The 15,929-nt window shown below is 38.6% G+C and carries 12 protein-coding genes and 1 other RNA gene; 2 read left to right on the top strand and 11 right to left on the bottom strand.

Annotated features, from left to right (window positions below):
- Nucleotides 1-61: 61 nt before the first annotated feature.
- The 6 genes from I6F65_RS01265 to I6F65_RS01240 form a co-directional block, all read right to left on the bottom strand.
- The gene (locus tag I6F65_RS01265; RefSeq protein WP_197111143.1) at nucleotides 62-595 is read right to left on the bottom strand and encodes an SMI1/KNR4 family protein; all 534 of its coding nucleotides are present in this window, start codon (nucleotides 593-595) and stop codon (nucleotides 62-64) included.
- A 149-nt stretch (nucleotides 596-744) separates the two neighbouring features.
- Nucleotides 745-1,314 carry an SMI1/KNR4 family protein gene (locus tag I6F65_RS01260; protein WP_197111141.1) on the bottom strand — a complete coding sequence of 190 codons (570 nt, stop codon included), beginning with the start codon at nucleotides 1,312-1,314 and terminating at the stop codon, nucleotides 745-747.
- Nucleotides 1,315-1,650: 336 nt separating this feature from the next.
- Nucleotides 1,651-2,502: an immunity 49 family protein gene (locus tag I6F65_RS01255; protein ID WP_197111139.1), complete on the bottom strand. Its 852-nt coding sequence runs from the start codon at nucleotides 2,500-2,502 to the stop codon at nucleotides 1,651-1,653.
- Nucleotides 2,503-2,717: 215 nt separating this feature from the next.
- Nucleotides 2,718-3,284, bottom strand: coding sequence for an SMI1/KNR4 family protein (locus tag I6F65_RS01250; RefSeq protein WP_197111137.1), 567 nt, complete (start codon nucleotides 3,282-3,284; stop codon nucleotides 2,718-2,720).
- Between the two features lie 616 nt (nucleotides 3,285-3,900).
- An RNA gene (gene ffs, locus I6F65_RS01245) (signal recognition particle sRNA small type) lies at nucleotides 3,901-3,997 on the bottom strand.
- 139 nt (nucleotides 3,998-4,136) lie between these two features.
- On the bottom strand, nucleotides 4,137-5,012 hold the full coding sequence (locus I6F65_RS01240; RefSeq protein WP_197111135.1) for a DUF3014 domain-containing protein: 876 nt from the start codon (nucleotides 5,010-5,012) through the stop codon (nucleotides 4,137-4,139).
- A 236-nt stretch (nucleotides 5,013-5,248) separates the two neighbouring features.
- On the opposite strand from I6F65_RS01240, the gene I6F65_RS01235 reads away from it, so the two are divergent.
- Nucleotides 5,249-6,394 (top strand): patatin-like phospholipase family protein, encoded by a 1,146-nt coding sequence (locus I6F65_RS01235; RefSeq protein ID WP_166109038.1) that lies wholly within the window; start codon nucleotides 5,249-5,251, stop codon nucleotides 6,392-6,394.
- A 144-nt stretch (nucleotides 6,395-6,538) separates the two neighbouring features.
- Here I6F65_RS01235 and I6F65_RS01230 read toward each other — a convergent pair whose 3' ends face one another.
- Nucleotides 6,539-8,512 carry a monovalent cation:proton antiporter-2 (CPA2) family protein gene (locus tag I6F65_RS01230; protein ID WP_197111133.1) on the bottom strand — a complete coding sequence of 658 codons (1,974 nt, stop codon included), beginning with the start codon at nucleotides 8,510-8,512 and terminating at the stop codon, nucleotides 6,539-6,541.
- 134 nt (nucleotides 8,513-8,646) lie between these two features.
- Between I6F65_RS01230 and I6F65_RS01225 the strand changes: the two genes are divergently transcribed.
- Nucleotides 8,647-9,543 carry a GGDEF domain-containing protein gene (locus tag I6F65_RS01225; RefSeq protein ID WP_197111131.1) on the top strand — a complete coding sequence of 299 codons (897 nt, stop codon included), beginning with the start codon at nucleotides 8,647-8,649 and terminating at the stop codon, nucleotides 9,541-9,543.
- Between the two features lie 121 nt (nucleotides 9,544-9,664).
- On the opposite strand, the gene I6F65_RS01220 is transcribed toward I6F65_RS01225, so the two are convergent.
- From I6F65_RS01220 to dnaE, 4 genes are all read right to left on the bottom strand, one after another.
- Nucleotides 9,665-10,015 (bottom strand): hypothetical protein, encoded by a 351-nt coding sequence (locus tag I6F65_RS01220; protein ID WP_197111129.1) that lies wholly within the window; start codon nucleotides 10,013-10,015, stop codon nucleotides 9,665-9,667.
- On the bottom strand, nucleotides 10,016-11,329 hold the full coding sequence (tilS, locus tag I6F65_RS01215; protein ID WP_197111127.1) for a tRNA lysidine(34) synthetase TilS: 1,314 nt from the start codon (nucleotides 11,327-11,329) through the stop codon (nucleotides 10,016-10,018).
- A gap of 134 nt (nucleotides 11,330-11,463) precedes the next feature.
- Nucleotides 11,464-12,420: an acetyl-CoA carboxylase carboxyl transferase subunit alpha gene (gene accA / locus I6F65_RS01210; RefSeq protein WP_024612386.1), complete on the bottom strand. Its 957-nt coding sequence runs from the start codon at nucleotides 12,418-12,420 to the stop codon at nucleotides 11,464-11,466.
- 16 nt (nucleotides 12,421-12,436) lie between these two features.
- The gene (gene dnaE / locus I6F65_RS01205) at nucleotides 12,437-15,928 is read right to left on the bottom strand and encodes a DNA polymerase III subunit alpha (protein ID WP_197111118.1); all 3,492 of its coding nucleotides are present in this window, start codon (nucleotides 15,926-15,928) and stop codon (nucleotides 12,437-12,439) included.
- Nucleotide 15,929: the final 1 nt, after the last annotated feature.

The raw sequence follows: 15,929 nt of genomic DNA, 5'->3' as shown, positions 1-15,929 counted from the left end.
GGCTTCATTAAATTCATCTTGTGCGTTGGCAGTGTAAATACAGCGGTATACGGGCATCTAATTAATCTTCTATTATGTCCATTATTTCATCGTAATCGACATCTACAAGTTCGGGATCAGGAGTCCCCGTAACTAAAAAAGATAAAAAATCAGTAAAAGTATTAAATTTAGACTCTTCTTGTCCGTAAGTTTCCGTTAAAAATAGCCCAACTTCACCAGCGCGTTCTGACTCTTGTGAAAATAAAAAATAATAGCCACCACCATCATATGAGTTAATAACCAGCCCATGCTGGGGCACTGATTGATATTCATCTTTATTGTCATATCTTTTACGGTAATATTCAGATGCTCTTATCACATCATCCTCTTCATAATATTCATAATCTTCATCTAAAGGGATAAGCCCTTTTACATTATCTCCACACCATAAACAAAAACCGTATTGCTCTAAAAAAGTTTTATAGGATTCAGGTAAAGTTATTTTAAATTTTTCTTCTAAACTTTTAATCTGCACCTGTGGCGCACCGCCTCTTCTGCATCTAAAGTTTTCAAGTTTTTGAGCTTGCCCCATTATGTTGATTATTTCGTTACTCATTTTATTCCTTTAGGTTTGAATTTTGTTTTTTTAATATAAAACGATTAAATTTTTTTTGAACTTAAACGTGGGTCGTCACTGTTATTGCCGTATAAAACTTTATCCTATTTGCATCAACAAGTGTAAGCGACTGTCCTCATTAGTTATCTTTAATTCTCTTCGCCATCGTCTAATTCTACAACCATAATAAAATCATAAAAACTATCAGCTAATTTTGAGAAAATATTGGGAACTACCCCATTTTTAGGATCAAAAGCATCACAGGCTTCTTCTTCAAATTCATAGTCATCAAATTCACCAGAATCCATATAGTGATCCCTTTCCATAAAGTATATTTCGCCAATAGAACCAGAAACCATACTCATAAATATATTACTACCGTCCCCGGTCTCCTCAATTAATATCGATTTAGGTGGTAACGAACGACCCCATTCATCACACGACTCAATCATACCTTCTATAGTCAAAGAACAATCTAAAGCTATAGACTCTCTACCTCCTTTAGGTTTAGGCAATTTAATAACATAACACCTATCAAGGGAGTCAGGAGGAACGGTCTCATACCAACCGACTTTTAGTAAGAACTGTTTAAAATCATCAGGCAAGGGAGCTTCGACTAAAGATTCTAGTTTAGGTATGTATTTAGCTTGTTCTGTACTCCTTGAGGAAGTTTCAGATATCTTACTTAATTTATTCCACATATTATTTAAATTATCCATAATTCCTCCAGAAACTATTAGCTATTCGCATTACTTACCCCACCAACATGAGGAAATTTTTATGTACTTTATAATCAAGTATTTGCCTACTCTGCATAGCTTGATGATGTGTATATATTGGTTTATCTGAGGCAACATTAATTTTCGGATTATTTTTACTACGGATATATAACCGTTTTTTTTGTAGTATTGGTAAGCCCTGAATATGCTTGTGATATTTAGTTAGTTTTGAATCAGGGCTAATCTTGATCTTTTCACTGTTAACCTTATATGCTCTTTTAGTCGCGACTTACTATGGGAACCGACATTTAGACGGCCCTTTATAATCATTGAGGTTTATGGTGCTGTCACGTCAAAGTCATTTTTCACTAAAAAATCAGGAATGTAATCAGTTTCAACAGTTAGCTGGTAACCTTTAAGATCATAAGCATGGCTAGCAGCAGCCATCAATGGAAGTGATATCCACCCTTGCTGCTTTCTTTTATCCTTTGTCCAATATTTTTTATGTGCCTCTAACGCCTCTACCATGGCTTCATTAAATTCATCTTGTGCGTTGGCAGTGTAAATACAGCGGTATACTGGCATCAAAGGCAACAAAATATTTTGTACATAACGGCGACGACCAGACGCTATTGCATTAGGGTCAGCCGCAATTAATGCCGCCTCAAGTAAGTCCCCCATATTGGCTTCAGGCTCAAATAAACCCTTCATTAAATTAATAAGCGCAGTATCAAATGCATCAGCTCTTAGGTTTGCATTATCAAACACACTTTGAGGTACTTGAAGAAGTTGCTCTATCGCTTTTTTGTCACGCAGTGTTACCGCTGCATAAAATACTTTTTCCCACACATCGGTATGTAAATAAGCCCCCGCAGGGCCACCAGTTAACGCAAAAGTATCATTATTAATAGTTACATCAAAGGTTTCACCTTGCCGGCAAGCAAATGCAAAATTGGCACTACCAAACTCTTTAATATGTTGTAAATAACGCACAATTTTTTGATGGGGCACATCAGCCAACACCGCATTACCAAAGGCGTTAATGGCATTTTGAATAGAGCCACCTAAAACATCTTGAGCATTTTGAGTTTTAATGGTGTTGATACCTATGAGCAGTAACTCTTCGTATCTATTAATTCTATCAATTATGCGCTCTATTTTTTTTGCTTCAAAATGCCTTGTTATCATCTATTATATTCCGTCTTTTTTTTAGTGTAGATATTGCTAAAATCACTGGTTTTAGTTTTGGCTAACGAGCCATCTTTATGTGGTTTTTGCCTGACTATTTTCGATAAAACGTAAAAATCAGAATAGGTTTCACTGGTATTTTTCTGTTACGTCAAAGTCATTTTTCACTAAAAAATCAGGAATGTAATCAGTTTCAACGGTATACTGGCATCAAATTAACCTTCAATTATGTCCATTATTTTATCGTAATCGACATCAACGAGATCAGGATCAGGAGTGCCAGTTACAAGAAAAGATAAGTAATCCGTAAAACTCTTAAATTTAGACTCTTCTTGTCCGTAAGTTTCTGTTAAAAATAGCCCAACTTCGCCAGCACGCTCTGATTCCTCTGAAAATAAAAAATAATAGCCACCACCATCATAAGAGTTGATAACCAGCCCATGCTCGGGTACTGATTGATATTCATCTTTATTATCATATCTTTGACGATAATATTTAGTTGCTCTTATCACATCATCATCTATAAAGTCCTCTTCGTCTTCATCGCCTTCATACTCATCTTCCAAAGGGACAAGCCCTTTCACATTATCTCCACACCAGAAACAAAACCCATATTGTTCTAAAAAAAATTTATAGGGTTCAGGAAGAGTAATTTTAAATTCTCTTTCTAAATTCTTAATTTGTAATTGTAATTGTAATTGTAATGTACCTTTTTTTTTCCGACATTCGAAATTTTCAAGTTTCTGAGCGAGAGCCATTATGTTAGTTATTTCGTTACTCATTTTATTCCTTTAGGTCTGAATTTTGTCTTTTTAATATAAAACGATTAAATTCCCTCTGAATTTAAACGTGGACCGTCACTGTTATTACCGTATAAAACTTTAACCTCTTTGTACCAATGACGTATTTTATTCACAGCTGCTTTTTATGTCTTTGCAGGTTTTGCGTACATAAATATTTGAACAATTTAATTAGAACATAAATTCAACCATTTTTGCCTAGCGCTGGCGTAATTTTTATTGTCGTTAAATAGCTTTTATATAAGCAGATTAATATAAATATGACTATTGATGGTGAAAACCAAAAAAGTAAGCTTCAAAATAAAAAGAGGGTTCAACTAAAAAATAGATTTTTGACTAGCAAATTTATAGAGGTTTTTGATGAAGGCATGTTTTATTTTTATGAGATGTAAGTCAGCCAACTAACTACTTGGCTAAATATCAGATTATATAATTTTTGTGTTTTTGTGTTTTTGTGTTTTTGTGTTTTTGTGTTTTTGTGTTTTTGTGTTTTTGTGTTTTTGTGTTTTTGTGTTTTTGTGTTTTTGTGTTTTTGTGTTTTTGAAAATATGTCAACTTATACTTCAAACAACACCCAAATGAGGAATTTGGGTGGCAGTCTTATCAGCCACATCTCGGCACACACGTCACAAACTGTGGCTGCTCCCTTCCGGGCCTGACCAGGTTCGCCTGCTAGTGTTGCGAGAGGACCAATAAGACTACCATTGAGGGCCTTGGTTGGCGCGGGAAGGATTATCTCTACTTTTGCTCTGTTATTCAAGGGATAATCGAAAAAGAAAGTGCGATTGCATACTTCATATACAATCGCAGCGTATTTAGCTATTTAAGTGCGTATTAATTGCTCTCTAACTGCGCTTTTATGTTACGAAGCGCTGCTTTTACTTTTTTCATGTTTTCTGGACCCATGCGTAAAAGTTGTTTTTGTGCAGCTGGTAAATCTTCCCATTCTGAAAACGCATACTGGAATGTGACTGAATCGCGAAGTAACGGCAAGTCACCTTCGGGCTCTGGCGTATCGAGTAGTAAATCAATCGCATCTTCTAGGGTTTGATTAAATTCGTCATCACCATAACCAATCTCAGTGTATGCATTGTTTATAAGTGGCTTGTACTCATCGTACATACGTACCGCTTGTGCGGCGCTCATGCTAGTAAATATTTTTACATACGGTGTGTAACGCTCATAACTATTAGGATCGATTGTTAAAATGTCACCTTCAGCTACGCTAAATTTTTCTTCAGGTTTAACTACTGGAGTATGCTTAGCCGCTATTTTACCTTTGGCTAGGTTATCTATAAATACAACACCACGGCGAATAACATCGTCAGTTACCATTAGGCTCATTACTGAGTCACTTAGGTATTCATCCATTTTAGCTACAACAACTGAGTCGCTTTCATCAAGTGTTGGTAATGGTTTTACCTCAGGTACTGGTTCTGCTGGGCGCTGAGTTGGCACTGCAAGTTCAGTAGGCTTTTCAGGGGCTACCGCTGGCGCACTTACAACAGGATCATTTTCTGGTTTAATCTCCATCATCGGCTGCTCTTCAACAGTTTGCTCTACTTCGGTACGTGTTGAAGTCTCGTCGCTTGGTTTTAGCAATACAAAGGCTGCCGCACATGCTACTACTATTAAAATAATAACGGCAAAAAGAAGATTGTTATTAGGTGGACGTTTTTGAACATCTGACGCTTCTGGTTTATCTGACATACGAACTCCATAAAAATTAAAATGCGATATCACTTAGAGTACGCTAAGTGGATTAAATTCATTCTACAAATAATAAAAATTACATTAATACATAATATGTTAGCTAATTAAATTAAGCACTAAAGTACTCTGCTATTAATGTAAAAAGTATAAAAGTAGTTATCCTTTGATTCTTCTAGCTTAAAGACTTACAGTTAATAAATAAAGTAAAGACGTAGAACAGTTTAATCGCCAATATGAAAATCAAACAAGTTGACCCTCAAAAACCTAAAATAGCCTTGTTATTAACAGGCGGCGGCGCTCGCGCTGCTTATCAAGTGGGTGTGCTTAAAGCATTAGCCCATAGTATGCCAAGAACTGCCCCGCTGCCTTTTAGAGTAATAAATGGCACATCGGCTGGTGCAATTAATTCTGCTGCATTAGCATGCTATGCATCTTGTGCGCATTTAGCCGTGCGAAAGCTTGAATCTGTTTGGAAAAACTTTTCTACTTCAATGGTCTATAAAAGTGATTTTTTTAGTGTGTTTGGTCATATTGCTCGTAATATTTTAACGAGCTTTCAGTCAGAACATATTAACCATCCACCAGCGAGTTTATTAAATAATCGCCCTTTGCGCGGTTTGTTAAACGAGATTTTAGATTTACATAGAATTGAGCGTAACTTACACCGTAACTATTTAGAGGCGCTTTCTATTACTGCATCTAGCTACACGACAGGTGATTCGGTAACGTTTTTTCAATCAAATACGCAAACATCTTGGCAGCGCGCTAAGCGTGAAGGTCGGGCGGCTCGTATTAATGTTGAACACTTAATGGCATCAAGCGCCATTCCTATGGTGTTCCCTAGTGTGAATATTCATAACCATTACTTTGGTGATGGCTCTGTGCATTTACTTTCACCACTGAGTCCATCAATTCATTTGGGCGCTGAAAAAATCTTTATTATTGGGGTCGAGCAACCAAGAGAGCTGCATCCTCCAGGTTATTCTCCGCACTACCCTGGGTTATCGGCTGTGGGCGGGCATTTACTCGACAGTATATTTACCGACACTATGCTCTCTGATTTAGAGCGGTTAGAGCGTGTTAATCGCACATTGGGTTTACTCCCTGCGCGCGATAAACATAAAGAGCTTAAGCAAATCGAAAGCTTTGTTATAAATCCTTCGCAAAATTTTAACGCAATTGCTGCACAATATTACGACGATATGCCTTGGGCTATAAAAGTACTTTTAAGAACAATTGGTGTTAAAAAGCATTCGCAATCGAGTTTAACCAGCTATTTATTATTTGAAAAACGCTACACCCAACATTTGATGCAAATTGGCTATGAAGACGGCATGGCGCAATTACCTAAAATGCGTGAATTTTTAGAGCTAGATTAAGTTCGTAATTAACTATTTAACCTGAACTCTGGTTAAGAGATTTCTTATCCACAGTGCAGGTTATATAGGTAGTTATATAGGTAGTTATATAGGTAGTTATATAGGTAGTTATATAGGTAGTTATATAGGTAATAATTTAACTGTTTATTCTATCCCGTCGAGTAAAAAATGCTCTACCCGTTCAACTCGCCTTGGTTTACCTTGTAGCACTAAAACATCGTTAGCGAATAATGTGGTGTCCTCTGGTGGCGTATCTATCTCGTGCCCTTCTCTGCGCAATGCTTTTACGAGCACTCGTCGTTTAGCTAAATTTAATTCTTCAATTGTTTTGTTTACGGCAAATGCTTTGCCTGGCAAGGCAACTACATGTAAATATTCTAATCGGTCACCAGAGGTATCTTCGTTATCTTTAAAGTAGCCAGCATAAAAGCTTTGCATTAGCGGGTAGCGATTACGACGTTCTTTACTTACTCGGCGCACAATTCGGGTCATTGGCACACCCGACATAGACAATACATGCGATACCAACATTAAGCTTGCCTCTAACGACTCAGGTACGACCTCAGTTACGCCTAACTCTTTTAAATAATTAAGCTGGCTGTCGTCGCGTGTGCGAATAAGTATTTTAACGTTAGGCGCGAGTTGCTTTATTGCATCAATTACAACTTGAGCATGGTCAAACTCTGTAAAGGTAATAATAACTAAGCGCGCACGCTCTACTCCTGCACATTTTAAAATATCTTTTTGCTTAACATAGCCAAATATTACAGGCTCGCCTGCAGCTTTCCCTTCTTGTACAAGTATAGGGTTACTTTCAATAGCGACGTAATCTATTGCCTCGGGCTTTAAAAATCGAGCAATGGTTTGCCCAACACGCGAAAAACCACAAATAACAACATGGTCACTATAAAGCGTACTGCTTTGAGGCTCACTCTCTATTGCCATACTAGGGCGGTCGAGTATGCCTAAGCGGTTTAAAATAAATGGCGTTTTATCAATTAAAAATGGAGTTAACGCCATTGAAAGCACACCCAATGCAATTAAAAATGATGCCTGCTCTGAATTTAATAACTCATGCTGCCCAGCAAGTGCTATTAGTACGAAGCCAAACTCCCCCATTTGCCATAGCATGATGCCACAAGCAAGTGAGTCTTGATTTCGCTCATGCATTAGCCGTGCACTTATTGTAACCACGGCTATTTTTAATATGAGTAAACCAAGTAATGCACTAATAATAATTAAGCCATGATCCAACACAAATAAAATGTCGAGCTGCATGCCTACAGTTACAAAAAACAGCCCCATTAATATATCGCGAAATGGTCTTATATCAGCCTCTAACTGATGGCGATAACGGCTTTCTCCTAGCATCATACCGGCTAAAAAAGCGCCAAGTGCCATTGATAAACCAAACATATACGTTAAAAAACCAGCAAATAAAGCCACTAATATAGTAGTAAGCATAAATAGTTCATCGGTACGTACTTGGGCTATTTCTTTAAAAACAATAGGCAGCACCCATTTGCCAATAGCCCAAAGCAGCATGCATACAAACGCCCCTTTAGTTAACGCAAACGCTAAAGCCCAGCCAATACTTTGCGTACCGCTTGATGCAAATAAAGGTAAAATGATAAGTAGAGGTACAACCGCAATATCTTGAAAAAGCAGCACACCAACGGCTAACTGCCCTCGTCGCTGATTAAGCTCACCCCTCTCTTTTAATAACTTAACAACCACCGCAGTTGAAGAGAGCGCCATAATAGTGCCAATAGTAAAACTGGTGAGTAAGCTAAAATTTAAACAATATAAAATAATAATGAAAAGTAAGCTGGTTATACCCACCTGAAGTGAGCCCAATCCAAATACAAGATTACGCATTGCCATGAGCCGCGAAATCGAAAATTCTAACCCTAAACTAAATAATAAAAATACAATGCCAAGTTCAGCTACAAATTCTATTTCGTGCGTTTGTGCCAACCAGTCAATGCCATGACTACCCGCTAAAACCCCTGTCGCCAGGTAAGCTAAAATAGGTGGCAAACCTATACGCTTGAAAAACCATACAAAAAGTACGGCTGCGACTAACAAGCCAAAAATCTGAACATTAATGCTTTGCAAAAGTGACCTCATAATTTAATTAAAGCAAAGTACTGCCTTTTAAATACAGCAATTACCTATTTTAAAACCAATTTGAAATGTGGCATAAAAATCGCTTAGTAACTGCAAAGCAATACCCTCGGGGGAAGAATTTAATGGAAAATGTCCATATTTTGACACAACGTGTAACTGGTCGTGGTGATTTTTTGCCGTTTTCGGCTGAACCTACGCGTATCGATGAGCCTGCGGCAACGCATGAGCTCGTTACAGAGTTACAAACTAGTTTAGTAATTGAAGATATTTTGGCTATATATGCAAAATTTGCAAAGCAATTAATAAATTTTTCAGGGTTGCAGTTCCAATCGACACTTGGCACAGCACAAACATCTGATAGCAACACAACAAGTACGCCATATTTTTATGATTTAACTATAGGAAAAGAACACCTAGGGCAGCTAATTTACTTTAGCCAATACCCACTATGTTCTGCAATTGAGAAAAAGCTTCGTGTTTTACATACTGCACTTGTTTATCCTCTTCGCAATGCGATGATGTATAGCCGAGTATTAAAGCTGGCTACAAAGGATGCATTAACAGGTTTAAATAACCGTAGTCAATTTAATGACATTCTATCGCAAAAGCTCGAAAATTGCCGCCGTTATCAACGCCCATTTAGTTTAATGCTACTTGATTTAGATAATTTTAAACAAGTGAATGACAATTACGGTCACAAAGTTGGCGACGACATGCTTAAAGTGTTTTCTGAAGTTTTGTGTACAAGTATTCGTGGCACCGATTCTGTATTTAGATTTGGCGGTGATGAATTTGCAATATTAATTGAAGATCCAGAGTTCACGACTAATAAAGCAGTCGCTGAGCGTATTATGCGCCTTGTTAGAACTTCAAGTATGATGTCGCAATACAAAGTAACAACCAGTATTGGTTTTACGTTGGCAAATAGCCCAGATTGCGAAAACGAAATATTCTCTAGAGCCGATAAAGGGTTGTATAGAGCAAAAGCGTCTGGCAGAAATTGCGCTAAAGCTTATTAACTAGCAAAATAAAGTAAATTATATAGCCTAGCTTCCCCCCGCTAGGCTTTTTTATAGATATAAATAAACGCATCAAACCGCCATTAATAGCTAATTAAAAATGCTTCAATCTTAAATCTGATTATTTGGTATTAGACTTACCAAACATAATTTTATAAATTACTAGCGCAGCACAAAAACCAAAAAAGAAACCACTGATTAAATTAAGTAAGGCTGTAATAGCAACTAGCGGCGTTAACAAAACTAAAAGTAGCGGAACACTCACACCTAAAATAAAAAACAAACCACCTTTACCTAACCAGTATGATAACAAAAGTGCTGCTGATATAACTCCACCTGCAATTGCATAGCCTAAGGTTATAATATTTAGCTCAAGTAAAACATTTGCTATAACAGCAATAATAACCGTGATTAGCATACCCATTGGTGCTTTATTTACTAACGACAAACCAACATGAGGTTGTTTACTCATTTACTTACACTCCCAATAAATACCATTTTCATCAATATGTTTTGCACTTATAAAGTATCCAACAACTTGAACTAATTCTTCGTTATAAAAAATAAGCGGCACATTACCGCGCAGCCAAGGCGCCACCTTTGTGTCTTTAAACCAATGTTTTAGAGTGTTACTTCCTGGTTTTTTTAATGGCTTTATACGCGCACTATTACAGTTAAAACGCACGGTTACCTGTTCATTAGAGTTTGGAGGTCTAATTCCCTTACTTTTTTTACCTGTTTGTTTTTTAAGTAAACGACCATCAGCTAGCTTTAGCTCATTTTGGTTAAGCTCTGTATCGCTTAATTGCTCTGTTGCAATAACAAAGTATAAATACCCTTGATGACGTCGTATTTGCCCACCAGTTAGCTCAATAAGTATTTGAGCGTCTTTTTTAGCATCTACTGCCTGATTAATTATTTGCTCAAGTTGCTTTTGCGATGGCATAACTTGCGTAAACAGCGACAACCATGCACGCACTACGTTAGTGATTCTAATCGGTGTGAATGCTCTAATAGCACTTATGCTTAAAGCACTTTGCTCATTAATACACAGTGCTAAATCGGCCTGAGTATATTGTTCTAGTAATTCTTGTTGTTGTTGTAATAAATGGATACTGCGTGCGGTGCATTGCTCAAAACCAGTAAATCGTTGTGCTAGTAGTGGCACAACTTGTGAGCGTAAAAAATTACGATCAAAGCTTTCATCGCTATTAGAGTCATCGGTTATATGATCAATACTAAACTGCGCTGCAAAAGCTTCTATATCACTGCGTTTTACGTTTAACAGTGGTCTAAAACATACGCGCCCACTTTGTAGCAAACGCTCTTGGTGCATTGCGCCAAGCCCTTTTAAACCCGATCCACGCTTTAAGCGCAGTAAAAAAGTTTCTACTTGGTCGTTTAAATGTTGTCCGAGTAAAATAATACTGTTTTGCGGGCTTAGCTCATCAAGTGCTTTGTAACGAACATCTCGCGCTTGGGCTTCAAGGCTCGTGCGCGATTGCTGCTCTATACTTACTTTAGCAGCCTGAAAAGGCACGTTAATATCTGCACATACATTTTGACAAAAATTTTGCCAATCATCAGCATACTGACTCAAACCATGATGAACATAAATAGCGAAAACTTGAATAGCAGAATTATCTGTTTTAAGCGTATTCATTAAATGCAGCAATACCACAGAGTCAACACCACCAGATAACGCCACTGTGAAAACGGTTTTACCTTGCTCTATATAACTATTTAGCGATTTTTTTAGTTGCTGGTAAATTGCTGATTTATGCATGTGTCCACACTTTAGGTGAGTTATACCAATTGTATTAAATAAGTAATGATTTAATAATTGGTAGTTATAAAAAACTCTGACTATTTTAAAGCAAAAAAGCCGCATAAGCGGCTTTTTTTTAACATTTAATGAGTTTAGCAGTAGCCAAACGACATCAAACGTTTGTAACGTTGATCAAGCATCTCTTCAAGCGTAAGTGCTTGTAAGTCTGCTAAATCACGCTTAAGGCGTACTTTTAAATTACGTGCCATTGCATCGTAATTGCGGTGCGCTCCACCTAGAGGTTCATCAACTAAGTTGCTGATTAAATCTAGTTCTTTAACTCGCTCTGCGGTTACACCCATTGCTTCTGCTGCAAGAGGTGCTTTATCGGCGCTTTTCCAAAGAATAGACGCACAGCCTTCAGGCGAAATTACAGAGTAAGTACTGTACTGCAACATGTTAACTCTATCGCCAACACCAATTGCTAAAGCACCACCTGAACCGCCTTCACCAATAACCGTACATATTGTCGGCACTTTAAGTGTCGCCATTACTTTTAAGTTACGCGCGATTGCTTCAGATTGACCACGTTCTTCAGCGCCAACACCTGGGTATGCACCCGGCGTGTCGATAAAGGTCATGATTGGCATTTTAAAACGCTCAGCCATTTCCATTAAGCGTAAAGCTTTACGGTAACCTTCTGGCTTTGGCATACCAAAGTTGCGTTTAATTTTTTCAGCCGTATCGCGCCCTTTCTGCTGACCAATAATCATTACTGGTTCACCATCTAAACGCGCTATACCACCTAAAATAGCCGGATCGTTAGCAAAAGTACGATCACCAGCAAACTCATCAAACTCCGTGAAAATACGCTCGATATAATCTCGAGTATAAGGACGCAACGGGTGACGTGCCAACTGTGATACTTGCCAAGCGCCTAGTTCTGAGAATATTTTCTCTTTTAACTGGTCGCTCTTCTCTTTTAATTTACTGACTTCCTCTTCTAATCCAAGGTCTAATTCGCCAGCGCGGCTTACATTTTGTAATTCTTCAATTTTCGCTTCTAATTCTGCAATCGGAAGCTCAAAATCAAGATAATTGAGGCTCATGCTCTAAACTACCTAATTAGTTAAATTCCAGTTCTACATCTTGCGCCGCCATTAGCGATAACTTATGAATCAAGTCATCACTTGGCGTAACACACCATTCGATCCCAAGAGTTAATTGCGCCAACGCATCTGGGCGTTGGTAATAAACCTTGATCGGACACGTTCCCATTTTGTAGGGTTCGAGTACTTTTTGTAATTTATCGAAGAAACCTGCTTCGACTTGCACCATGTTCAGCGTCATTTTAATCGCTTTTATACGTTTTTCACGCGCTTGAGCAATGGTGTTTATTTCTCTGGCGGTCATTGTAATACCACCAGAGAAGTTATCAAAGCTGACCTGTCCGGATATTACCAAGATATTGTTAACTTGGAGCATATCTTGGTACTTTTCAAACTCGTCTGAATACAAGCGTACATCAATGCGTGCACTCTTGTCATCTAAAGTTACTAAGGCCCAACGATTTCCTTTTTTATTAATTAATACCCTAGAGGCAATTACTAGACCTGCAGCCGTTGCAAATACATCGCGATTAGTTGGTTGTAAATCAACTATTTTTCCGCTGGTATAATGTTTAAGCTCACGTCGGTACTGATTAATTGGATGACCAGTTAAATATAAGCCTAGGGTTTCTTTTTCGCCATCTAACCATTCGTTATCGGTTAAACCAATTGCTTTAATAAATGCTTGTTCTACTTCATCAGATTCAGTTGCTAATAAGCCAAATAAATCACTTTGACCTAATAATTCAGCTTTATTGTGCTGATCGGCCGCGCGCATAGCACTTTTTAAACTCGCTAGTAACGTAGCACGCCCTGATTGTGTTTTATCGGGACCTAGTTTATCAAGTGCCCCTGAATAAATAAGTTTTTCGGTTACACGTTTATTTAAGCGTTTTAAATCAACACGAGCACAAAAATCAAATAGGTCTTTAAATGGACCCCCTTTTGCGCGAGCTTCTAAAATAGCATCTACCGGTGCTTCACCCACGCCTTTAATAGCACCAATTCCGTAAACTATTTCGCCATCAAGGTTTACTGTAAACTTAAACTCACCTGCATTTACGTCTGGCGGTAATAAGGTGAGCTTCATGTTTTCACATTCATCCACCAAAATAACGATTTTGTCGGTGTTATCCATATCTGCCGACATTACTGCTGCCATAAACTCAGCCGGATAATGAGTTTTCATCCACAGTGTTTGATACGAAACGAGTGCATACGCTGCCGAGTGAGATTTGTTAAAGCCGTAACCTGCGAATTTTTCTACCAAATCGAAGATTTTTATCGCTAGTTCGCCGTCAATGCCATTATTTCTTGCACCATCTTCAAACGTTGAACGCTGCTTAGCCATTTCTTCGGGTTTTTTCTTACCCATTGCACGGCGAAGCATGTCGGCGCCACCAAGCGTATAACCTGCTAAAACTTGGGCTATTTGCATTACTTGTTCTTGATACAAAATAATGCCGTAAGTAGGCTCCAAAATAGGTTTTAAGCTTTCGTGCTGATACTGCGCATCTGGGTATGAGATTTCTTCGCGACCTAGTTTCCGGTCGATAAAGTTATCTACCATGCCTGATTGCAGCGGACCTGGGCGGAACAAAGCAACCAATGCAATCATATCTTCAAAGCTATCGGGCTTTAAGCGCCGTACTAAATCTTTCATACCGCGCGACTCTAGCTGGAATACAGCAGTCGTTTCGGCGCGAAGTAGTAACTCAATACTCTTTTTATCATCTAGCGGAATAGTATTTATATCGACTAGATTTTTACCTTGGCGCTTCATGCGCACATTGGCCATATCGACCGCCCACTGCAATATAGTCAGTGTGCGTAAACCCAAGAAATCGAACTTAACTAAGCCTGCGGTTTCTACGTCATTTTTATCAAATTGCGTTACCGGAAACTTACCTTCATCATCGCAATAAAGTGCAGCAAAGTCGGTAATAGTGGTTGGCGATATAACAACACCACCCGCATGTTTACCAGCGTTACGTGTACACCCCTCTAAAATGCGACACATGTCGATTAAATCTTTTACTTCGTTGTCGCCATCGTAGGCTTCTTGCAAGCGTGGTTCTATATCAAACGCTTTAGCAAGTGTCATCCCAGGATCCCCTGGAATCATTTTAGAAATACGATCGACAAACCCATAAGGATGCCCAAGTACTCGCCCTACATCGCGTATTACCGCTTTTGCAGCCATGGTACCAAAGGTAATAATTTGCGATACGGCGTTACGCCCATACAAAGCCGACACGTGATCAATTACTTCGTCTCGTCTATCCATACAGAAATCGACGTCGAAATCGGGCATTGATACACGTTCTGGATTCAAAAATCGCTCAAAAAGCAAGTCGAATTCAAGCGGATCCAAATCGGTAATTTTAAGTGCGTACGCAACTAACGAACCCGCACCTGAACCACGACCAGGTCCAACAGGTATATTGTTATCTTTACTCCACTGAATAAACTCCATTACGATTAAGAAGTAACCGGGGAATCCCATTTGGTTAATTACGCCAAGCTCTATATCAAGTCGCTCATCGTATTCAACGCGTTTTACTTTTCGATCTTCTTCATCGGGGAATAAAAACTGCAGTCGCTCTTCAAGACCATCTTCTGACACTTTAACTAAAAACTCATCAATCTTAAGTGAGCCAGTTGGGTAATCAGGTAAAAAGTAAGTCCCTAGCTGAACAGTTACATTACAACGTTTAGCTATTTCTACCGTGTTTTGTAAAGCCTCCGGTATATCACTAAACAACTCAGCCATTTGCTCTGATGTTTTTAGGTATTGTTCTTCAGAGAATCGTTTAGGCCTGCGTTTATCGTCAAGCGTGTAACCATCAAAAATAGCAACGCGAATTTCGTGCGCTTCAAAGTTTTCAGGTTTTAAAAACACCACTTCGTTGGTCGCTACAACAGGTAACTGCTCTTTTGTAGCAAGCTCTACCGCCATGTGTAAGTAGTCTTCTTCAAGCGGTCGATTGGTGCGAACAAGCTCAAGGTAGTAGTTGTCGCTAAAATGCTGCTTGTAAAAGCTAACAACCGATTCAATAACACTTGGGTTATTTTTTAGTAACGCTTTACCTAAATCACCGTCTTTAGCACCCGAGAGAATAATTAAGCCCGTTTTATGTTCCACCAGCCATTCTCGGTCAATAACGGGGCGATGAAATACATGCCCACGCTGATACGCTTTAGATATTAATAAGGTGATATTTTTATAGCCGTCATTATCTTTTGCCAATATGGTTAGACGACTTGGCTCATCAGGAAATTCAGGGCTGCGAACCCAAAAGTCAGCACCCACTATAGGTTTAATACCTGCGTTATGCGTAGCACCATAAAAACGCACTAAACCACAAAAGTTCATTTGATCGGTAATCGCAATGGCTGGCATTTGCAGCTCTTGCGCTTTAGCAACTATCGGCTTTGTTTTAGCAAGGCCGTCAACCATCGAAAAGTCAGAGTGAACCCTTAAATGAACAAAATCAGGAGCAGCCATG

It is taken from the genome of Pseudoalteromonas sp. SWXJZ94C, from assembly GCF_015864385.1.
Taxonomy (GTDB): Bacteria; Pseudomonadota; Gammaproteobacteria; order Enterobacterales; family Alteromonadaceae; genus Pseudoalteromonas.
Note: the sequence above shows the minus strand (reverse complement) of the source record. Positions and strands in the feature narration are given on the sequence as shown.

Coding starts and splice junctions, on each gene's coding strand:
- accA (WP_024612386.1), bottom strand. CDS start 12,420: ATGAGCCTCAATTATCTTGATTTTGAGCTTCCGATTGCAGAATTAGAA.
- I6F65_RS01255 (WP_197111139.1), bottom strand. CDS start 2,502: ATGATAACAAGGCATTTTGAAGCAAAAAAAATAGAGCGCATAATTGAT.
- I6F65_RS01235 (WP_166109038.1), top strand. CDS start 5,249: ATGAAAATCAAACAAGTTGACCCTCAAAAACCTAAAATAGCCTTGTTA.
- I6F65_RS01220 (WP_197111129.1), bottom strand. CDS start 10,015: ATGAGTAAACAACCTCATGTTGGTTTGTCGTTAGTAAATAAAGCACCA.
- I6F65_RS01240 (WP_197111135.1), bottom strand. CDS start 5,012: ATGTCAGATAAACCAGAAGCGTCAGATGTTCAAAAACGTCCACCTAAT.
- dnaE (WP_197111118.1), bottom strand. CDS start 15,928: ATGGCTGCTCCTGATTTTGTTCATTTAAGGGTTCACTCTGACTTTTCG.
- I6F65_RS01265 (WP_197111143.1), bottom strand. CDS start 595: ATGAGTAACGAAATAATCAACATAATGGGGCAAGCTCAAAAACTTGAA.
- I6F65_RS01260 (WP_197111141.1), bottom strand. CDS start 1,314: ATGGATAATTTAAATAATATGTGGAATAAATTAAGTAAGATATCTGAA.
- I6F65_RS01250 (WP_197111137.1), bottom strand. CDS start 3,284: ATGAGTAACGAAATAACTAACATAATGGCTCTCGCTCAGAAACTTGAA.
- tilS (WP_197111127.1), bottom strand. CDS start 11,329: ATGCATAAATCAGCAATTTACCAGCAACTAAAAAAATCGCTAAATAGT.
- I6F65_RS01225 (WP_197111131.1), top strand. CDS start 8,647: ATGGAAAATGTCCATATTTTGACACAACGTGTAACTGGTCGTGGTGAT.